Consider the following 16,826-nt stretch of genomic DNA (forward strand, 5'->3'; position numbering starts at 1 on the left):
CGCGATCGGTGGTGAATGTGGGAACACGGGGAGGGTACAGGCAACTCACAGCTCGTGCGTGGCCGACCTCACCGCGCGCGGGAGCGGAATTCACCCTCGCGGGCGGTTCCCCGAGCCTGCGGTACCGTCGGGCGGTGCCATCCAGTGAGTCCACCGCACCCGCGGGCGAGCCAGTCACGCAGGAGACCGCAACGGTCCTTCGCAAGGTGCTCACCGCGCTGCGCAGAGGCGGCGCTTTCCTGGTGGTCGGCGCGATCGGTTTCCTGGTCGACGCGGGCACGTACAACCTCCTGGTCTTCTGGGGTGGCGAGGGCGTGCTCTATCACTACCCACTCCCGGCCAAGATCATCGCGATCGCGGTGGCGACGGTGGTGACCTATTTCGGTAACAAGTGGTGGACCTTCGCGCACAAACAGACCGACAATCCCGGGCGCGAATACCTGTTGTACGCCGTGTTCAACGTGGTCGCGATCGGCCTGCAACTGGGCTGTCTCGGCTTCTCCCGGTACGTGCTCGACCTGTCCAGCCCGCTGTCGGACAACATCTCCGGTACGTTGATCGGGCAGATCGTGGCCGTGGTGTTCCGGTACTGGGCTTACGACAAGTTCGTCTTCACCGGGGCGCGCGCAGGCACGGGCAGCGCCACCGAAAACGAATCGGCGAACGTTTAGCAATTGTTCGAGCACACGTCGGCGTGGCTGTACGGCGGGCAAGCGCAGAGGGCGGTTGATATCCTCACCCCCGCCGTGAAGGCATCGAGGGGCGTGTCTGTCCCGTCCGGCACAATGAGAATTTCGAGGATTTCATGGATCAGTCGGCTATCGAGGCCGTTACCGAAACAAACGATCGCTCGACGGCCGCTGAGGCGCCTGCCGCGCTGCGGGCCGACCATCGGGCGCCGGACCGGCTAGTACTGCAGCGCGGTATCTTCACCGGTCCGTCGGCGCGAGTGAGCGACGAGCTGTACGCCGTCGTGAAGGGCGGCGCGCACCGGGAACGCCTCACACTGAGATTGGACAAGGGCGCGACCGCGCACACGAACACCTACTTCGGCCGGTTCGCCGCCAGCTACTGGCAGCGCTGGACCACGGTCACCGAAGTACGGGTCACCATGGTGCTCGACGTGGTCGCCAAGGCGAAGATCCGCCTGGTGGCCTCCGACATCGCGGGCCACCGCAGAATCATCGACAACGCCCGGGTCGACGCGAGCGGCTCGGTGACGCTGAGCGCCCCGCTCGACCAGTACGTCGACGGCGGCGCGCTGTGGCTGGAGTTCGACGCCATCGGCGGCGCGCTCGGCATCGCGGAGCTGACCTGGACCGCCGTCGCGCCGGAGCGCGTTCGCCCGGTCGCCATCGCGATCTGCACCTTCAACCGCGCGGCGGACTGCGCCGAGACGGTCGCGGCGCTCGCCTCCGACCCGACCGTGCTCGCCGCGATCGACGCGGTGTACGTGGTCGACCAAGGCACCGATCTGGTCGAGAACCGGCCGCGCTACCAGGAGGTCGTGCCGGTCTTCGAAGGAAAGCTGCGCTACCTGCGCCAGCCGAACCTCGGCGGGGCGGGCGGCTTCACCCGCGGGCTCTACGAGGTGTCCGCGGTCAACGAGCACGCCGACGTCATCCTGATGGACGACGACATCCTGTGCGAGCCGGAGACGGTGCTGCGCCTCAACGCGTTCGCCAACCTGACGGTCGAGCCGACGCTGGTCGGCGCGCAGATGCTGTTCCTGCTCAACCCCGACTACCTCAACGTCGGCGCGGAGGAGGTGCACCTGCACCGGCTGCGGCACGGCCAGAAGGTGCCGAAGGCGCTGCGCAACACGAGCATGCTGAAGAAGAACCAGGAACGCCGCGTGGACGCTGGCTACAACGCGTGGTGGACCTGCCTCATCCCGGCCGAGGTGGTCGCGAAGATCGGCCTGCCGATCCCGATCTTCTTCCAGTGGGACGACGTGGAGTACGGCGTCCGGGCGCGCGAGCACGGTTTCGTCACCGTCACGCTGCCCAACGCCGCGGTCTGGCACGCGGACTTCTACTGGAAGGATTACGACGACTGGGCGCGCTACTTCAGCACGCGCAACTCGCTGATCGTCGGTTCCATGCACGCGGAACTGGATGGGAAGGAGATCAGCCGAAAGCTGTTCCGGGAGATGTCCGAGCAGCTGGTGGCGATGCAGTACGGATTGGTGCACACCACTTTGCAGGGCATCGAGGACTTCCTCGAGGGCCCGAAGGTGTTGCGTGACGGCGGTATCGAAGCGCTGGCCGCCGCGCGCACCAGCCGGGCCGACTACCCCGAGACGATCAAGCACCCCGCTGCGACGCCGCCGGTCCGCTCGGCGGACATCACCCTGCGTCGAGCCGGTGGGGAACCCAGCCGCGCGCTGCTGGTGCTGATCAAGCGCGCGATCAACCAGTGGCTGGGCCGCACCCAGCACGGCATCATCGGCGTCACCAGGGAAGACGCCTACTGGTGGCATGTCTCGCTGTTCGACCACGTGGTGGTCACCGACGCCTCGCAGTCCGGCGTCCGGGTGCGCAGGCGCGACAAGGCCCGCGCGATGCGGTTGCTGCGCCGCATGGTGCGCGTGCTGCGTCGTTTGCGCCGGGAACTGCCCGCTTTGCAGGCCCAGTACCGCGCCGCCATGCCGGAGCTCACCAGCCGGGAGAACTGGGAGCGGTTGTACGGCATCGAGAATTCCCGACGCGACAGCTGATCGGCGTTGGTACGTGGGGGACGGGCTGACTTGCCCGTTCCCCACTGCCGGCCGCCGTCGCTGCACCTGACTGCGGCCTGGAGGCGGTCAGAGGTCAGAGAAAGAGGTCGGTGGTGAGTTCGCCGTCGCCCGGGGTGACGCGGTACCTGTCCAGGTCGGTGATGCCGTGGGCGGCCAGGACCTCGTCATCGATATAGAAGTTGCCGCTGTTCTCCTTGCCGGGCGAGGTGAGCACCAGGTAGGCGGCGTCGGCGTAGATGTCTGGGGTGCGCGAGGTGGAGATCATCTCCTCGCCGCCGAGCAGGTTCTTCACCGCGGCGGTCGCGATGGTGGTGCGCGGCCACAGCGAGTTGACGCCGATGCCGTCGTTCTTCAGTTCCTCGGCCAGCCCCAGCGTGGTCAATGACATTCCGTACTTGGCGATGGTGTAACCCAGCGCCATGCCCGCCCACTTCGGGTCCAGGTTCAGCGGCGGGGACAGGGTGAGAATGTGCGGGTTGCGCCCCGCCTTCGCGGATTCGCGCAGATGCGGGATGCTCAGCTTGGACAGCAGGAAGCTGCCCCGGCAGTTGATGTCCTGCATCAAGTCGTACTTCTTCATCGGCAGCGCGTCCGTGGGGGACAAGTCGATCGCGGAGGCGTTGTTCACCACGATGTCGATGCCGCCGAAGCGCTCCACCGTCTGCCGGACCGCCTCGGCCACCGACTCGTCGATCCGGACGTCACCCACGAACGGCAGTACCTGCCCGCCCGCCGCCTCGAGCTCCGCGGCGGCGGTGTGGATGGTGCCGGGAAGCTTGGGATGCGGCTGATCGGTCTTCGCGATCAGCGTGATGTCGGCGCCGTCGGCCGCGGCCCGCTTGGCGATCTCCAGCCCGATGCCGCGGCTGCCGCCGGACATGATCATCGTCCGGCCCGCTAGCGGCTTGGATCCCGGTTCCGTCATGTGACCTGCTCCTTCGTTTCCGCCGCGGGCAGCAGCCAGCGGCTGTACGCGCTTGCAGACCAATCGTAAACCACCACCCTATGCAACCAGTTGCATAGGGTGTGCGAAGAGAGGGCACCGGCGCGCCGGTGCCCTCTCCGCGATTCAGATCGTGGCGATGATCAGGATGTTCAGCAGGAACATCACTGCGACCAATGCCCAGACGATGTACAGGAACAACATGCCCGGCGCCTTCTGCGGAACCGGTCCGATCGCGCCGTTGAGGAAGATCACCACCGGCGCTTTGTAGTAGAACCGCGTGGCCTGTCCCTCAGCGATCGGCACGGTCACATTCGCCGGACCCATGTCGAACAACCACGGGGTGGTGACCCGGACGTGATACTGGCCGGGCCCGACCGGGATGTGATTCGCGCCCCAGCGGGTATTGGGCACCCGCTGGCCGTTGACCAGGATCTTCGGCTTGGTCAGCGCGAGCAGGAACGTCCAGATCGAGTACGAGGCATCGATGGTGATGCCGGGCGGGTCGGCGGGCTGGCCATAGCCCTGCTGCGGAGCGAACTGCTGGGGCTGGCCGTACGGTTGCGGCTGCCCGAACTGCTGGGGCTGACCGTATGGCTGCGGCTGGCCGTATTGCGGCGCGGGTTGTCCGTACGGCGGCTGCCCCAGCTGGGGTTGAGCGAGATGCGGTTGGCTCGGATGCTGCCCCGCGGGCGGCCCGTACTGCGCGGGCGCCTGCGGAGGCGGGTACTGGCCGACTGCCGGCTGCTGACCGAACGCCGGCTGCCCAGGCCATTGGCCGGGCTGCTGGCCGTGTGGCGGGTACCCGCCGGGTTGACTCATCTATCCCTCCCAGATAGCGAACGATGCGAGGGGCACCCTACCGTGCCCCCGCTCGATCAGCGTCGCGAGTTCTTCTCCCGGAACATCTTGCGGTGCTGCTTGGTGATGCCCCGCCAAGCCCGATCGCGTTCGGCTTGCAGCCGCTTGTCGGTGCGCGCCTGCATCCACTCGTTCTCCCGCGCCAGCTTGTTGTAACTGTCTAGCCTGCGCTGGGTGAGCTCGCCGTTGTCGATCGCCTCCCGCACCGCGCACCCCGGTTCGCCGCGGTGTGCGCAATCGCCGAAACGGCACTGAGCGGCAAGGGATTCGATGTCGCTGAAGGTCTTCTCGATCCCTTCGGTCGCGTCCCATAATCCGATACCGCGCAGCCCAGGGGTATCGATCAGCGTGCCGCCGCCGGGAAGGGGGCGCAACTCCCGGTGCACCGTGGTGTGCCTGCCCTTCTTGTCCGCGTCGCGGACCGCGTTGGTGGCGAAGATCTCCGCGCCGAGCAGTGCGTTGGCGAGGGTCGACTTCCCAGCACCGGAGGGCCCGATCAAGGCGACGGTGCCCCCGAGCATCGCGGTGAGCACATCGAGGCCCGCGCCGGTGTTCGCGCTCACCTCGAGCACGGCCGCGCCGGGCGCGACGGCGCGCACCTCCTCGACCGGGACGTCATAGGCCGCGTCGGCTTTGGTGAGCACCACGATCGGCTGGGCATCGCTTTCCCAGACCACCGCGAGCATGCGTTCGATGCGGCCGAGGTCCACGTCGCCGTCGGCGGCGGTGCAGATCAGAACAGTGTCGACATTGGCGGCGAGCACCTGGCCCTGCGACCGGCCGGATACCGACGACCGCACGATCGCCGACCGGCGCGGGAGCAACCCGCGTACCGCCGAGGTGGCGTCGACGGTCACCCAGTCTCCGGTGCACAGCCCGCTGACCTCGGAATCCGGGCGCGGGCAGCGGGCGCGAGCGAGCCCGGTCGGCGTGGCCACGTCGCATTCACTGCGATCCATGCGGATCACTCGCGCGGGCACACAGCCTTCCTCGATCATCGAGGCGTACCGGGCGGAAACGGCTTCGGTCCAGCCGTAAGGGACGAGAAGGTCGTGGTCGACCATGATGGAAGGAATCCTTCGTCGGGCGCTGAACCCGACGAGGGGTTCAGCGAGCGGAGAATGAGCAGGAGTTTCGTGTGGCGGCATGACCGAGGTCAGCTCGCCAAGACACGACAAACCGAACGTTCCTCGACACGGTCCACACCTCCTTACTTCTCTCGCAGTGCACCAACTCTGGCACTCGCCCGCGCTCCGCACAACCGAATTTCCGTTCCATCTATCGGAACGTGCGCCTCGCACCCCGCTGAGCCGATGGCAGGGACCGAGTGTGCGAGTCCACCGATCAGTCGGGCTTGCCGAACTGCTCGTGGCGACCGAGGGAGCGGAGGTGGAACCATTCCTTCAGGCCGGCCGGGTCGCGACGGGTGACCAGGAAGAACCAGGAGAAACGGATCCATTCCTGCGGCAGCAGTTTTCGCATGCCGGGCTGGGACATCAGGTAACCGCGGTTGCGGTAGGTGAAGTAGCGCTTCACCGGATCGTCGGGGTACTGCGTATGCATCCGGCCGCCGAGAATCGGCTTGAACTCGGCCACGCCGTTGGGATGCAGATACGCCGTCTGCAGGCAGGTGCCGAACGGCAGCCCGGAACGCACCAGCCTGCGATGCACCTCCACCTCGTCGCCGCGCACGAACAGGCGCAGATCCGGCACGCCGATCACGTCGACCGCCTGCGCGGAGATGAGCGCGCCGTTGAACAGCGAGGCTATGCCGGGCAGGAAATCCTCGTCGCCGAGTTCCGACCGCAGCCGTCGCCAGACCACGCCGCGGCGCAGCGGGAAGGCGAGGCGGTCGGGTTCATCGATATCGCAGACCACGGGTGAGACCTCGACCAGGCCGTGCCGGTTCGCGCAGTCCAACAGGACCGACAGCACGTCGGGACCTTCGGGCCTGCCGTCGTCGTCGGCCAGCCACACCCAGTCCGCGCCCATGCTCAGCGCGTGCAGCATGCCGAGCGCGAATCCGCCCGCACCGCCGAGGTTGTGCGCCGAGCCCAGGTAGGTCGATTCCACCGGCTGGTCGCGCACCAGGTCGGCGACCTCCGGCTCGTTGCCGTTGTCGACCACGATCAGGTGATCCACCGGCCGGGACTGGGACGCGACGACCTTCAGCGACTCGGCGAGCAGTTCGCGGCGCTTGTGCGTGACGACGACGGCCACGATGCGCTGCTGCGAGTCCGGCTTCGGCGTCGCGGATTCCGTCGGGAGCGGGGCGGTGAGGTCGTCGAGTTCGACGCCCTCCTCCGGCGCGGAGCCGATCCGGGCTTGCGCCCCTTCGTCGATCGGGGTGTCCTGCCCGGTCGGCTCGCTCATGCTGTCGCCTTTCGCTGCCGCCTCCGGGCCTGACCACTCATGCTGTGCCTGTTGTCGGCATGAGTGGGGCCCTGCGTGGTCACACTTCGCTGCCGCCTCCGGGCCTGACCACTCATGCCTGGTTCCGCTCCAATTCTCGTTCGTTCGCCCCGGCCTCCGGCTCGGTCGAGGCGGCCCGTTCTGCTTCCATTTCGCGCAACACGGTCGCGACGTGATTCCCCGCCTCCGGCCCCTCATAGGCTCGCACCACTTCTTCGATGCCGCCACGCAGGCGGATCTGACCGTGATCGATCCACAGCGCCGTATCGCACAGCTGCGCGAGGAATTCGTTGGAATGGCTGGCGAAGACCAGGATGCCGGAACGCGCCACCAACGACTGCAACCGCAGCCGGGCCTTCTTCATGAATTCCGCGTCCACCGCGCCGATGCCCTCGTCGAGCAGCAGGATCTCCGGATCGATCGAGGTGACCACGCCCATGGCCAGGCGCACGCGCATACCGGTGGAATAGGTGCGCAGCGGCATGGACAGGTACTCGCCGAGCTCGGTGAAATCGGCGATCTCATCGATCTTCGCCAGCATCTGCTTGCGTGTCTGCCCGAGGAACAGGCCGCGGATGATGATGTTCTCGTAGCCGGAGATCTCCGGGTCCATGCCGACGCCGAGGTCGAACACCGGCGCGACCCGCCCGCGGATGCGCGCGCTGCCGCGCGAAGGTTCGTAGATGCCCGAAAGCAGGCGCAGCAGCGTCGATTTGCCCGCCCCGTTGTGGCCGACCAGGCCGACCCGGTCGCCTTCGCGCAGCGAGAGGTTGATCTCCCGCAGTGCCTCGACCACGACGACGTCGGACTTGTTGCGCCCGATCGCGCCGCCCGCCTTGCCGAGGAACGCCTTTTTCAACGACCGCGATTTGGCGTCGAAGATCGGGAATTCGACCCAGGCGTCCTGGGTTTCGATACTCACACGACTCATCGGGGCGCTCCTATACCCAGTACGGCACGCGCGAACGGTACTGCTTCATGGCGAAGATCGCCACGACCCAGCCCACCAGGGTGATCGCGCCGACGATCAGCCAATGCCGCAGTTCCTGCGGTTCGCCGAGCAGGGGCGCCCGGACGATTTCGAGATAGTGGAACGTCGGCACGATCTCGGCCAGTTTCGCGCGATCGCCGGTGCCGATCTGCGATTCCAGGGTCTTCGTCGTCCACATGACCGGAGTCAGCACGAAAAGCATCAGCGTGGTGCTGCCGAGAATCGGCGCGATATCGCGGTAGCGGGTGCTGAAAATGCCGAACACGATCGACACCCACATGGAATTCAGGAAGATCAGCACGATCGCCGGGATCGCCATCAGGCTGGCCACACCGAGATTGCGCCAGACGCCGAACGCGGCGAGCATCACCACGTAGATGACCATGTTGTGGGCGAAGAACAGCAGCTGCCGCCACACCAGCCGGTAGACGTGCACGCTCAGCGCGGAAGGGAGCTGTTTGATCAGGCCCTCGTTGGCGATGAAGACCTCCGAGCCCTCGAGGATGCTCGCCTGGATCACATTCCAGATGATCAACCCGACGGTCACGTAGGGCAGGTACTCGCGCAGCGGCTGGCCGAGCAGCGCCGCGTACAGCACGCCCATCGCGATGGCTTGCAAGCCGGTGGCGATGGTGATCCAGAACGGGCCGAGCACCGAGCGGCGGTAACGCTGCTTGATGTCCTGCCAGCCGAGCGAAAGCCACAGCTCACGCTGGGAGAATCCGCCCGCGAAGTCCTGGAACGCCCGCCGGAACGTCTGGGAGTCCGAGACGATCTTCGCCTCGGTGGCTCCGGAGTGCAGGGTCTGCGCCTGCGGCGCGGCCGCGCTCACCGGAGACTCCGGTGAGTCGTCGCCGGAACGCACCGTGTGCTCGGCCGAGGAGGTCGGCGAGCTGTCATCTGAACGCGCTTGGTCATCGGAACCAACTGAGCTCTCTTCAGGACGCACCGCACCCGGGTCGGAGACCGAGTCGGAGCGAGCGGCAGCGGCGGGCACGGTGCACGAGACTACCCCTGCGGCTGACGACCACCGTGTGGCACACGCGCGTCGCCGGTCTCACAGGTACTGGCCGGAACCGCCGGTGACGTGGCTCGTCTGGCCGCCGCGCGGGTCGGCGGCGTGGATGCCGGGCGGCAACGCGCCCTGACGCATCTGTTCGAGCTGGGCGCGGGCCGCCATCTGCTGGGCGAACAGCGCGGTCTGGATGCCGTGGAACAGGCCCTCCAGCCAGCCGACCAGCTGGGCTTGGGCGATCCGCAGCTCGGCGTCGGTCGGGGCGGTGTCGTCGGTGAACGGCAGGGTGAGCCGCTCGAGCTCCTCCCGCAGTTCGGGGGCGAGCCCCTGCTCCAGCTCACGCACCGAGGACTTGTGGATCTCCTTGAGGCGAATGCGGCTGGCGTCGTCCAGGGGAGCGGCCCGTACCTCCTCCAGCAGCTGCTTGATCATCGTGCCGATCCGCATGACCTTCGCGGGCTGCTCGACCATGTCGGCGAGCGCTTCGCCGGAGTCGCCCCGGTCGTCCGACTTGTCCTTACTATCGTCGTCGGTCATCACCTGCGCGGTGAAGGGCGCATCCGATCCGGCTGCCGCCGGGATGGCCAACGGCCTGCCGTCGGGTCCGACAACGACGATGTGGTCCGGTGCCTCATCCGAGTGCGTCATGGTCCCTATCATGTCGTGTCCGGTCCGAACGCGCTAAGCCGGTGCTCCCGCGCCGGGCGTCGGTACGGGGTTCGGCGCCCGTCACCGGTCCACGCCGCCGTGCGAGGTCGGCGTTCTATTCTGTTCGGGTCGTGTGGTTCGGATTTGTCGAAAGTCGGTCGCCATGCTGAGTCCCAGGTCGCTGTGCTCTCGCCACGATGCGGAGGGGAACGCGGTTACACAGGCTCGCCCGCTGCCCTTAGAGTGGCCAGCATGACTTACGACGTCGCGCGGGTTCGGGGCCTGATACCGTCCCTGGGCGACGGCTGGATCCATTTCGACCCGCAAGCCGGCATGCTGGTTCCGGACGCGGTATCCCGCGCGGTTTCGACGGGTTTTCGAACCTCTTCCTTTTCGCATATCGGACGCCACGGCGCGGCCGTGCGCAGCGCAGCGATCCTGGACGCGGCCCGCGAAGCGGTCGCGGACCTGGTCGGCGGAGATCCGGCGGGCGTCGTGCTCGGTCCCGACCGCGCGGTCCTGCTGGCCTGGCTCGCCGAATCGCTGAGTTCCCGGCTCGGCCTCGGCACCGGCATCGTGCTGTCCCGGCTGGACGACGAGGCCAACGTCGCGCCGTGGTTGCGCATCGCCAACCGCTACGGCGCGCACGTGCGCTGGGCCGAGGTGGAGATCGAGACCTGTGAGATGCCGTCGTGGCAATTCGAGGAACTGATCGGGCCCACCGCGCGACTGGTCGCGCTCACCGCCGCCTCGCCGATCGTCGGCTCCGCTCCCGCCGTGCGGGTTGCCGCGGACCGGGTGCACGAGGTGGGCGGTCTGCTGGTGGCCGACGCGTTCGGCGCCGCGCCCTACGCCCTGATCGACATCGATGAACTGAATGCCGACGTCGTCGCGTTGAGCGCACCGGCATGGGGCGGTCCGCAGATCGGCGCGCTGGTCTTCCGCGACCCCGCGTTCTTGGACCGGATCCCGTCCATGTCGTTGAACCCTTATGCGAAGGGCGCCGAAAGACTCGAGGTCGGCGGGCATCAGTACGCGCTGCTGGCCGGCCTGACCACCTCGATCGACTTCCTGGCCGGGCTGGACGAGCGAGCGCGCGGCACTCGGCGCGAACGCCTGGAGATGTCGATCACCTCGTTGCAGGACTATCACGACCAGCTGTTCGAGCACTTGATGAGCGTGCTCGACTCGATCCCGAGTCTCACCGTGATCGGCCGCGCGTCCACCCGCATCCCCACGGTCAGCTTCACGCTGGCGGGCATGCAGGCGGAGAAGGTCGCGGCCAAGCTCGCCGACAACCGGATCGGCACGGTCAGCGGCGTGCACGGTGGCAGCAGGCTGCTGGACGCGCTCGGCGTCAACGACGAGGGCGGCGCGGTGACCATCGGCCTCGCGCCCTACACCACCAAGTTCGAGATCGACCAGCTCGGCAGAGCGTTGCTGGCGCTGGAGTGAGCGGCGCCGCCGCCCTCAGAGTTCCTTCACCCGCAGCACCACCTTGCCGAACACCTCACCGGAGTCCAGCAGCCGGTGCGCCTCGGCGGCCTCCTCGATCGGCAGTTCGGCGGCGATGACCGGCGCGACCGTGCCGTCGGCGATCAGCGGCCACAGCCGGCCGCGCACCTCGGCGACGATCTCGGCCTTGCTGCCGATACCGGTGGCGGGCCGCGCGCGCACGTTGGTGGCGTGGACGGTGCCCCACTTACGCAGCAGCGCACCCAGATTCAGCTCGGCGTTCACCCCGCCCTGCATGCCGATCACCACCAATTTGCCGTGCTCGGCCAGCGCGTCGACGTTGCGCCCCAGATAGGCCGCGCCCATGTTGTCCAGGATGACGTCCGCGCCGGGGCCGCCCGCGCCGGACTCCTCGGCGCGCACCGCCGCGACGAAGTCGTCCTCCTTGTAGTTGATCAGCACGCTCGCCCCCAGCTCCGCGCAGCGCGCCAGCTTCTCGGCCGATCCGGCGGTCACCGCCACCCGAGCGCCGAGGGCGCGGGCGACCTGGATGGCGTGCGTGCCGATCCCGCTGCCGCCGCCGTGGACCAGCACCAGCTGGTTCGCGCGCAGATCGGCGGTCATCACGAGGTTCGACCACACGGTCGCCGCCACTTCGGGCAACCCGGCCGCCGCGCCCAGGTCCATGCCGTCCGGAACCGCGAGCACCTGCGTCGCGGGCACCACCACCCGTTCGGCGTAACCACCGCCGGAAAGCAGCGCGCAGACCCGATCGCCCACCGTCCACTCACGCACCCCGTCGCCGATTTCGGCGATGACACCGGAACATTCGAGGCCGGGGAACGGGCTGGCGCCGGGCGGCGGCGGGTAATAACCCTGACGTTGCAACAGATCGGCACGGTTGACGCCCGCCGCGGCCACCTCGATCAGCACTTCCCCAGGTCCGGGCGCCGGATCCGGCACCTCGGCCCAGGACATCACCTCGGGGCCGCCGAAACTCTTCAGATCTATCGCGCGCACCGTGCCATAGTGCTCCGCCGGTACGCGGCGCTGCGCGCGGACCCCCGAGTCGGACCGATGGGCGCGGTGCGGCGAGCGTGGCGCGGAAACGGAACGCGGGAACGCAATCTGGCAAGCGGCCTGCGGTGACCGGCGTCACGGACTACCGTTCCGGGGGTGAGCGGCGGCTTCATCGACTTTCAGAACGAGATCTACCTGGGCGGGCTGGGTGGCGTGACCCCCGAGTTGCCCATGACCGCCGCGGGTTTGGAATCGCTCGCGCGGGAGCGGCTGGATCCGGTCGCCTTCGCGTACGTCGCGGGCAGCGCGTCCGCGGAGCGCACCGCCGCGGCCAATCGGTCCGCCTTCGACCGCTACCGCCTGCTTCCCCGGATGCTGCGCGGCTCCACCGGCCCGGGCGCCCGGGATCTGTCGGTCGAGGTGCTCGGCACCAAGCTGGCCGCGCCCGTGCTGACCGCGCCGATCGGCGTCCTCGAACTGTTGCACGAGGGCGGCGAGGTGATCGTGGCCGAGGTCGCCAAGGAACTCGGCATCGGCACGGTGCTGTCCACCGCGGCCTCCTCGACCATCGAGGACGTGGGCGCGGCGGCCGGTGCGTGGTGGTACCAGTTGTACTGGCCTGCGGACGACGAACTGGCGTGCTCGTTCGTCCGGCGTGCCGAGCGGGCCGGAGCTTCGGCGCTCGTGGTCACCGTGGACACCCCCACCCTCGGCTGGCGGCCGCGCGACCTGGAACACGCGCACCTGCCGTTCCTGCACGGCAAGGGCATCGCCAACTACCTGTCCGACCCGGTGTTCCGGGGCAAACTCGCCGCCGCACCGGAGGAGAGCGACGAGGCGATGCGGACGGCCATCCTCATCTGGGCCGGGCTGTTCGGCAACCACACGCTGCGGCTCGCCGATCTGGCGCGGCTGCGCGAATGGACCGACCTCCCGATCGCGGTGAAGGGCATCCTGCATCCCGACGACGCGCGCCAGGTGGTGGACGCGGGCGCCGACGCGGTGGTCGTGAGCAATCACGGCGGCCGTCAGGTGGACGGCTCGATCGCGGCGCTGGACGCGCTCCCCGCGGTGGTCGCCACCATCGGCGACCGTGCCGACGTGCTGTTCGACTCCGGAGTGCGCACCGGTTCCGACGTGCTCGTCGCGCTGGCCCTGGGTGCGAAGGCCGTGCTGTACGGGCGGCCGTGGGCCTATGGCCTCGGCCTCGCCGGCGCCACCGGGGCTCGGCACGCGCTTCGAATCCTCCTCGCCGATTTCGACTCCGCGCTCGGCCTCTCCGGCTGCACGAACCCGGCCGCGGTGAGCCGCGCACTGCTGTCCATGGTGCGCTGACCTGCGGCAGCCGATCATTTACGCAGTTCGCCGGGCATAGAATGGCCACCGTGCATCCCGAACCGAGCGGTCGTGTCGTGGCCGAGCCCCGCTGGCTGACCCCGGCCCAGCAGCGTGCCTGGCGCGCGTACATGGACGGCCACCAGCGCCTGATGACGGCGCTGAATCGTCAGTTGCAGCGGGATAGTGACCTGACCGTCGCCGAATACCGGATTCTGGTCCTGCTCTCCGAGGCGCCCGACCGCTCGTTGCGGATGAGCGAGCTGGCCGACGGCGTGTTGTCCTCACGCAGCAAGCTGACCCATCAGATCCGGCGGCTGGAGGCCCAGCGGATGGTCCGCCGCAACACCTGCCTCGAGGACGGCCGCGGGGTGCTCGCCGAACTCACCGACGAGGGCATGCGCCGCCTCGAAGCCGCAGCGCCCGGCCACGTCGAAGCCGTCCGCCGCCACTTCATCGACCTGCTGGCCCCCGCCCAGCTCGAAGTGATCGGTGACGTCTTCGAACGCGTCGACGAGGAAATCGGCAAGCACTCCGGCTGAGGCGTCCGCTACGATCAGGTCCCTGGAGACGTGGCAGAGCGGCCGAATGCACTCGCCTTGAAAGCGAGCGTCGCGAGAGCGACCGGGGGTTCAAATCCCTCCGTCTCCGCAAAGGAACCGGCACTTCGATCTTCGTGGCATGGACAAGCACCGGGCTTCCAGCAATGTGGTCACAGCCCTATGTCGGCATCGAAATCCCTGCGGACGAAGTTCGGCCGGATGTCCAGGTCGGGCGGGTCGTAGTAGCGGTGGAAGGTCGGGGTCAGCCCGGATGAGATCGGCGGGTTGATCCAGGACCAGTCGGTGGGGCAGGCGCGGCCCGCGGCCTCCTCGCGCTTGACGTGATCGCAGAACTGCTTGGCGACGGTGTGGTGGTCGACGATGTACACGCCCGCCTTGCGGAAGCTGTAGAGCACCGCGCGGTTGAGCTCGACCAAGGCCTGATCGCGCCAGAGATTGCGCTCGGCCCTGGTGTCCAGGCACATCATCTCCGCGATCAGCGGGAGCATGTTGTAGCGGTTGGCGTCGCTGAGATTGCGCGCGCCGATCTCCGCGCCCAGATACCAGCCGTTGAACGGCGCGAACGGGTACGTCATGCCGCCGACCTCGAGATTCATGTTCGACACCGCGGGCAGCGCGTGCCAGCGCAGTCCGAGACCGGCGAACCACTCGAACTCCGGGTGCTCGAGTTCCACCTCGCGCGCGAGCTCGGGCTGGATCTCGAACCAGCGGACCGGCTCGTCCGGCGTGCTGATCAGCAACGGAAGGATGTCGAAAGGCGTTCCGGCCCCCTGCCACCCGAGCTGCACGGCGAATTCGGTGAGCTCGATATTGGCGGCGTCGCCGGTGACCGTGCCATCCCCGTTGCGATAGCCCGCGTATCGGATGATCTGCGGGCTGACGATGCGGAACTCGCGGCCGTCCGGTTGCCGCGGCGGGCCGACGGTGATCATCGACTGGATGGCGCCGCCGTTGGTGGCCATGTGCAGGTGCTGCCAGCAGACCTCGGCCAGCTCGCGGGCCGAGCGCACGCGGCGGGCGTCGAGCAATTTGAGGGAGCGCCAATGTTTCCGGCCGACGCAGCGCGCGTGATTTCGCCAGGCGAGTTTGGCTCCGATCAGGATCTCCTCGGCGGTCTGCAGATAGGCGCCGGTCTGTTCGAGCTGCTCGAGCGCGCCGCGCCTGCGCTGAGCGCTCAGGTGCGCCAGTTCGGGCAGCCGGAAGAACTCGTCGCACTCCCGCATCCGGCGTCGCAGATCGGGGATGAAAGGTTCTGTGTGCGATTCGTTCTCGATCGAGGAGACGGGTGACACTGGATTCACGATTTTCTCCGGTCGGGCATTGGTGCTGCGATGAAACAGGCGAGTCGAGCAGAGAATTCGCGCGGAAGCGCGGGCGGCAACGATTCGCGGCAGGTGGCCCACGACGGCACTCGGAACGGATGCCAGAAAATAGCCTCGGAACGGGACTTACTCGAATACCGGCGCGATGTCCACGACTGGAAACCGGGCGGACGGTCCACTTCGGACACCACGGCATACTGCGATGACCTCGGTGCTGATGGTATGGATGCGCGATCATGCCCGTCCTAGTTCGATACCCGGAGGAGGCTCGCCGCACAGCGTACGGCGGGTGTGCTGACGGTGTGCCATGATTTGCTGGATTTGCTGGGTCGGCAGAAGAAGCGGGCCCGAATCGGCGGTGTCCAGTATCGTTGACCCGATCTGCTTTTCGAGGGTTGAGGGGTTCGCTCGTGCGCAGTGTCATCGGTATGGCGATCACCGTCGTCGTGCTTCATATCCTCGGCTGGGGGACGCTTCTGCTGTTCGTCGTGCCGGGCCACTATGTGATCGGTGGTTCGGTATTCGGCGTCGGCCTGGGAGTGACGGCGTACACGCTCGGCATGCGGCACGCGTTCGACGCCGACCATATCGCCGCGATCGACAACACCACGCGAAAGCTCGTGGCGGAGAGTGGGAAACAGAAGGTCCAGACCGTCGGTTTCTGGTTCGCGCTCGGCCATTCCACCGTAGTTTTCGTACTGGTGGCTTTGCTCGCCTTCGGCGTGCGGGCGCTGGCGTCCGGGTTGGAGGATGAGGACTCCGCCCTGCAACGCTGGACGGGCCTGTGGGGAACCGGCGTGTCAGGTGCGTTCCTGATCCTGATCGGCCTGCTGAATCTGGCCTCGCTGGTAGGCATCTGGCGGGTGTTCCAGCAGATGCGCCTCGGCGAGTACGACGAAGCGCAGCTGGAACGACAGCTGGACAGCCGTGGCCTGCTCAACCGGGTGCTGCGGCCGGTGATCGGTCTCGTCCGCGAGCCGCGGCACATGTATCCGGTGGGCATGCTGTTCGGCCTCGGTTTCGACACCGTCACCGAAGTCGGGCTGCTGGTGATCGCGGGCGGTGCCGCGGCGACCGGGCTGCCCTGGTACTCGATTCTGGTGCTGCCCGTGTTGTTCTCGGCGGGCATGGCGCTGTTCGATTCGCTGGACGGGTCGTTCATGAGCTATGCCTACGACTGGGCCTTCGCTCGGCCGGTGCGCAAGATCTACTACAACCTGGTGATCACCGGCCTGTCGGTCGCGGTCGCGCTGTTGATCGGAGGGCAGGAAATCGTCTCCATCTTCGCCGAGAAACTCGAAGTAGAGTCGGGTGTGGTTGCCTGGGTCGGGAATCTGGATCTGGGTGATCTCGGCTACATCATCGTGGGGCTGTTCGTGCTCACCTGGGCGGTCGCCGTCGCGGTCTGGCGATTCGCCGGAGTGGAGCGACGCTGGCAGGACGGACTGGCCGCGCGATGAGCGCCACATGCGTGCCCCGCCAGGGCGACGGCTGTCGTCCCACCTGCGGGGGCTCTGGCAG

The 16,826-nt window shown here is 67.7% G+C and carries 15 protein-coding genes and 1 tRNA gene; 7 read left to right on the forward strand and 9 right to left on the reverse strand.

Going from position 1 to position 16,826, the window contains the following annotated elements:
• Positions 1-134: 134 nt before the first annotated feature.
• Positions 135-671, forward strand: a complete 537-nt coding sequence (locus K8O92_09825; protein ID UAK34150.1) for a GtrA family protein — start codon at positions 135-137, stop codon at positions 669-671.
• Between the two features lie 134 nt (positions 672-805).
• Positions 806-2,719 (forward strand): glycosyltransferase, encoded by a 1,914-nt coding sequence (locus K8O92_09830; GenBank protein ID UAK34151.1) that lies wholly within the window; start codon positions 806-808, stop codon positions 2,717-2,719.
• A gap of 94 nt (positions 2,720-2,813) precedes the next feature.
• Here the strand turns inward: K8O92_09830 and K8O92_09835 are convergent, their stop codons facing one another.
• The 7 genes from K8O92_09835 to K8O92_09865 form a co-directional block, all read right to left on the reverse strand.
• The gene (locus tag K8O92_09835) at positions 2,814-3,665 is read right to left on the reverse strand and encodes an NAD(P)-dependent oxidoreductase (GenBank protein ID UAK34152.1); all 852 of its coding nucleotides are present in this window, start codon (positions 3,663-3,665) and stop codon (positions 2,814-2,816) included.
• 144 nt (positions 3,666-3,809) lie between these two features.
• Positions 3,810-4,172 (reverse strand): hypothetical protein, encoded by a 363-nt coding sequence (locus K8O92_09840; protein UAK35575.1) that lies wholly within the window; start codon positions 4,170-4,172, stop codon positions 3,810-3,812.
• A 389-nt stretch (positions 4,173-4,561) separates the two neighbouring features.
• Positions 4,562-5,608: a ribosome small subunit-dependent GTPase A gene (rsgA, locus tag K8O92_09845; protein ID UAK34153.1), complete on the reverse strand. Its 1,047-nt coding sequence runs from the start codon at positions 5,606-5,608 to the stop codon at positions 4,562-4,564.
• A 280-nt stretch (positions 5,609-5,888) separates the two neighbouring features.
• Positions 5,889-6,767 carry a glycosyltransferase family 2 protein gene (locus tag K8O92_09850; protein ID UAK35576.1) on the reverse strand — a complete coding sequence of 293 codons (879 nt, stop codon included), beginning with the start codon at positions 6,765-6,767 and terminating at the stop codon, positions 5,889-5,891.
• A 262-nt stretch (positions 6,768-7,029) separates the two neighbouring features.
• Positions 7,030-7,887, reverse strand: a complete 858-nt coding sequence (locus tag K8O92_09855; GenBank protein ID UAK34154.1) for an ABC transporter ATP-binding protein — start codon at positions 7,885-7,887, stop codon at positions 7,030-7,032.
• A gap of 10 nt (positions 7,888-7,897) precedes the next feature.
• Complete coding sequence (locus K8O92_09860) at positions 7,898-8,779, reverse strand: ABC transporter permease (GenBank protein UAK34155.1); 882 nt, start codon at positions 8,777-8,779, stop codon at positions 7,898-7,900.
• A gap of 225 nt (positions 8,780-9,004) precedes the next feature.
• Positions 9,005-9,610 carry a bacterial proteasome activator family protein gene (locus tag K8O92_09865; protein ID UAK34156.1) on the reverse strand — a complete coding sequence of 202 codons (606 nt, stop codon included), beginning with the start codon at positions 9,608-9,610 and terminating at the stop codon, positions 9,005-9,007.
• A 252-nt stretch (positions 9,611-9,862) separates the two neighbouring features.
• On the opposite strand from K8O92_09865, the gene K8O92_09870 reads away from it, so the two are divergent.
• Complete coding sequence (locus K8O92_09870) at positions 9,863-11,065, forward strand: cysteine desulfurase-like protein (GenBank protein ID UAK34157.1); 1,203 nt, start codon at positions 9,863-9,865, stop codon at positions 11,063-11,065.
• Positions 11,066-11,080: 15 nt separating this feature from the next.
• On the opposite strand, the gene K8O92_09875 is transcribed toward K8O92_09870, so the two are convergent.
• On the reverse strand, positions 11,081-12,085 hold the full coding sequence (locus K8O92_09875; protein ID UAK34158.1) for an NAD(P)H-quinone oxidoreductase: 1,005 nt from the start codon (positions 12,083-12,085) through the stop codon (positions 11,081-11,083).
• A gap of 156 nt (positions 12,086-12,241) precedes the next feature.
• Between K8O92_09875 and K8O92_09880 the strand changes: the two genes are divergently transcribed.
• The 3 genes from K8O92_09880 (at position 12,242) to K8O92_09890 (ending at position 14,071) form a co-directional block, all read left to right on the forward strand.
• Positions 12,242-13,420, forward strand: coding sequence for a lactate 2-monooxygenase (locus tag K8O92_09880; GenBank protein ID UAK34159.1), 1,179 nt, complete (start codon positions 12,242-12,244; stop codon positions 13,418-13,420).
• 131 nt (positions 13,421-13,551) lie between these two features.
• Positions 13,552-13,962, forward strand: coding sequence for a MarR family transcriptional regulator (locus tag K8O92_09885; protein ID UAK35577.1), 411 nt, complete (start codon positions 13,552-13,554; stop codon positions 13,960-13,962).
• Positions 13,963-13,986: 24 nt separating this feature from the next.
• Positions 13,987-14,071, forward strand: a tRNA-Ser gene (locus K8O92_09890).
• A gap of 61 nt (positions 14,072-14,132) precedes the next feature.
• On the opposite strand, the gene K8O92_09895 is transcribed toward K8O92_09890, so the two are convergent.
• Positions 14,133-15,206 carry a nitric oxide synthase oxygenase gene (locus K8O92_09895; protein UAK35578.1) on the reverse strand — a complete coding sequence of 358 codons (1,074 nt, stop codon included), beginning with the start codon at positions 15,204-15,206 and terminating at the stop codon, positions 14,133-14,135.
• A gap of 527 nt (positions 15,207-15,733) precedes the next feature.
• Between K8O92_09895 and K8O92_09900 the strand changes: the two genes are divergently transcribed.
• Positions 15,734-16,765 (forward strand): HoxN/HupN/NixA family nickel/cobalt transporter, encoded by a 1,032-nt coding sequence (locus K8O92_09900; protein UAK35579.1) that lies wholly within the window; start codon positions 15,734-15,736, stop codon positions 16,763-16,765.
• Positions 16,766-16,826 lie beyond the last annotated feature (61 nt).

The organism is Nocardia asteroides, from assembly GCA_019930625.1.
GTDB lineage: Bacteria > Actinomycetota > Actinomycetes > Mycobacteriales > Mycobacteriaceae > Nocardia > Nocardia sputi.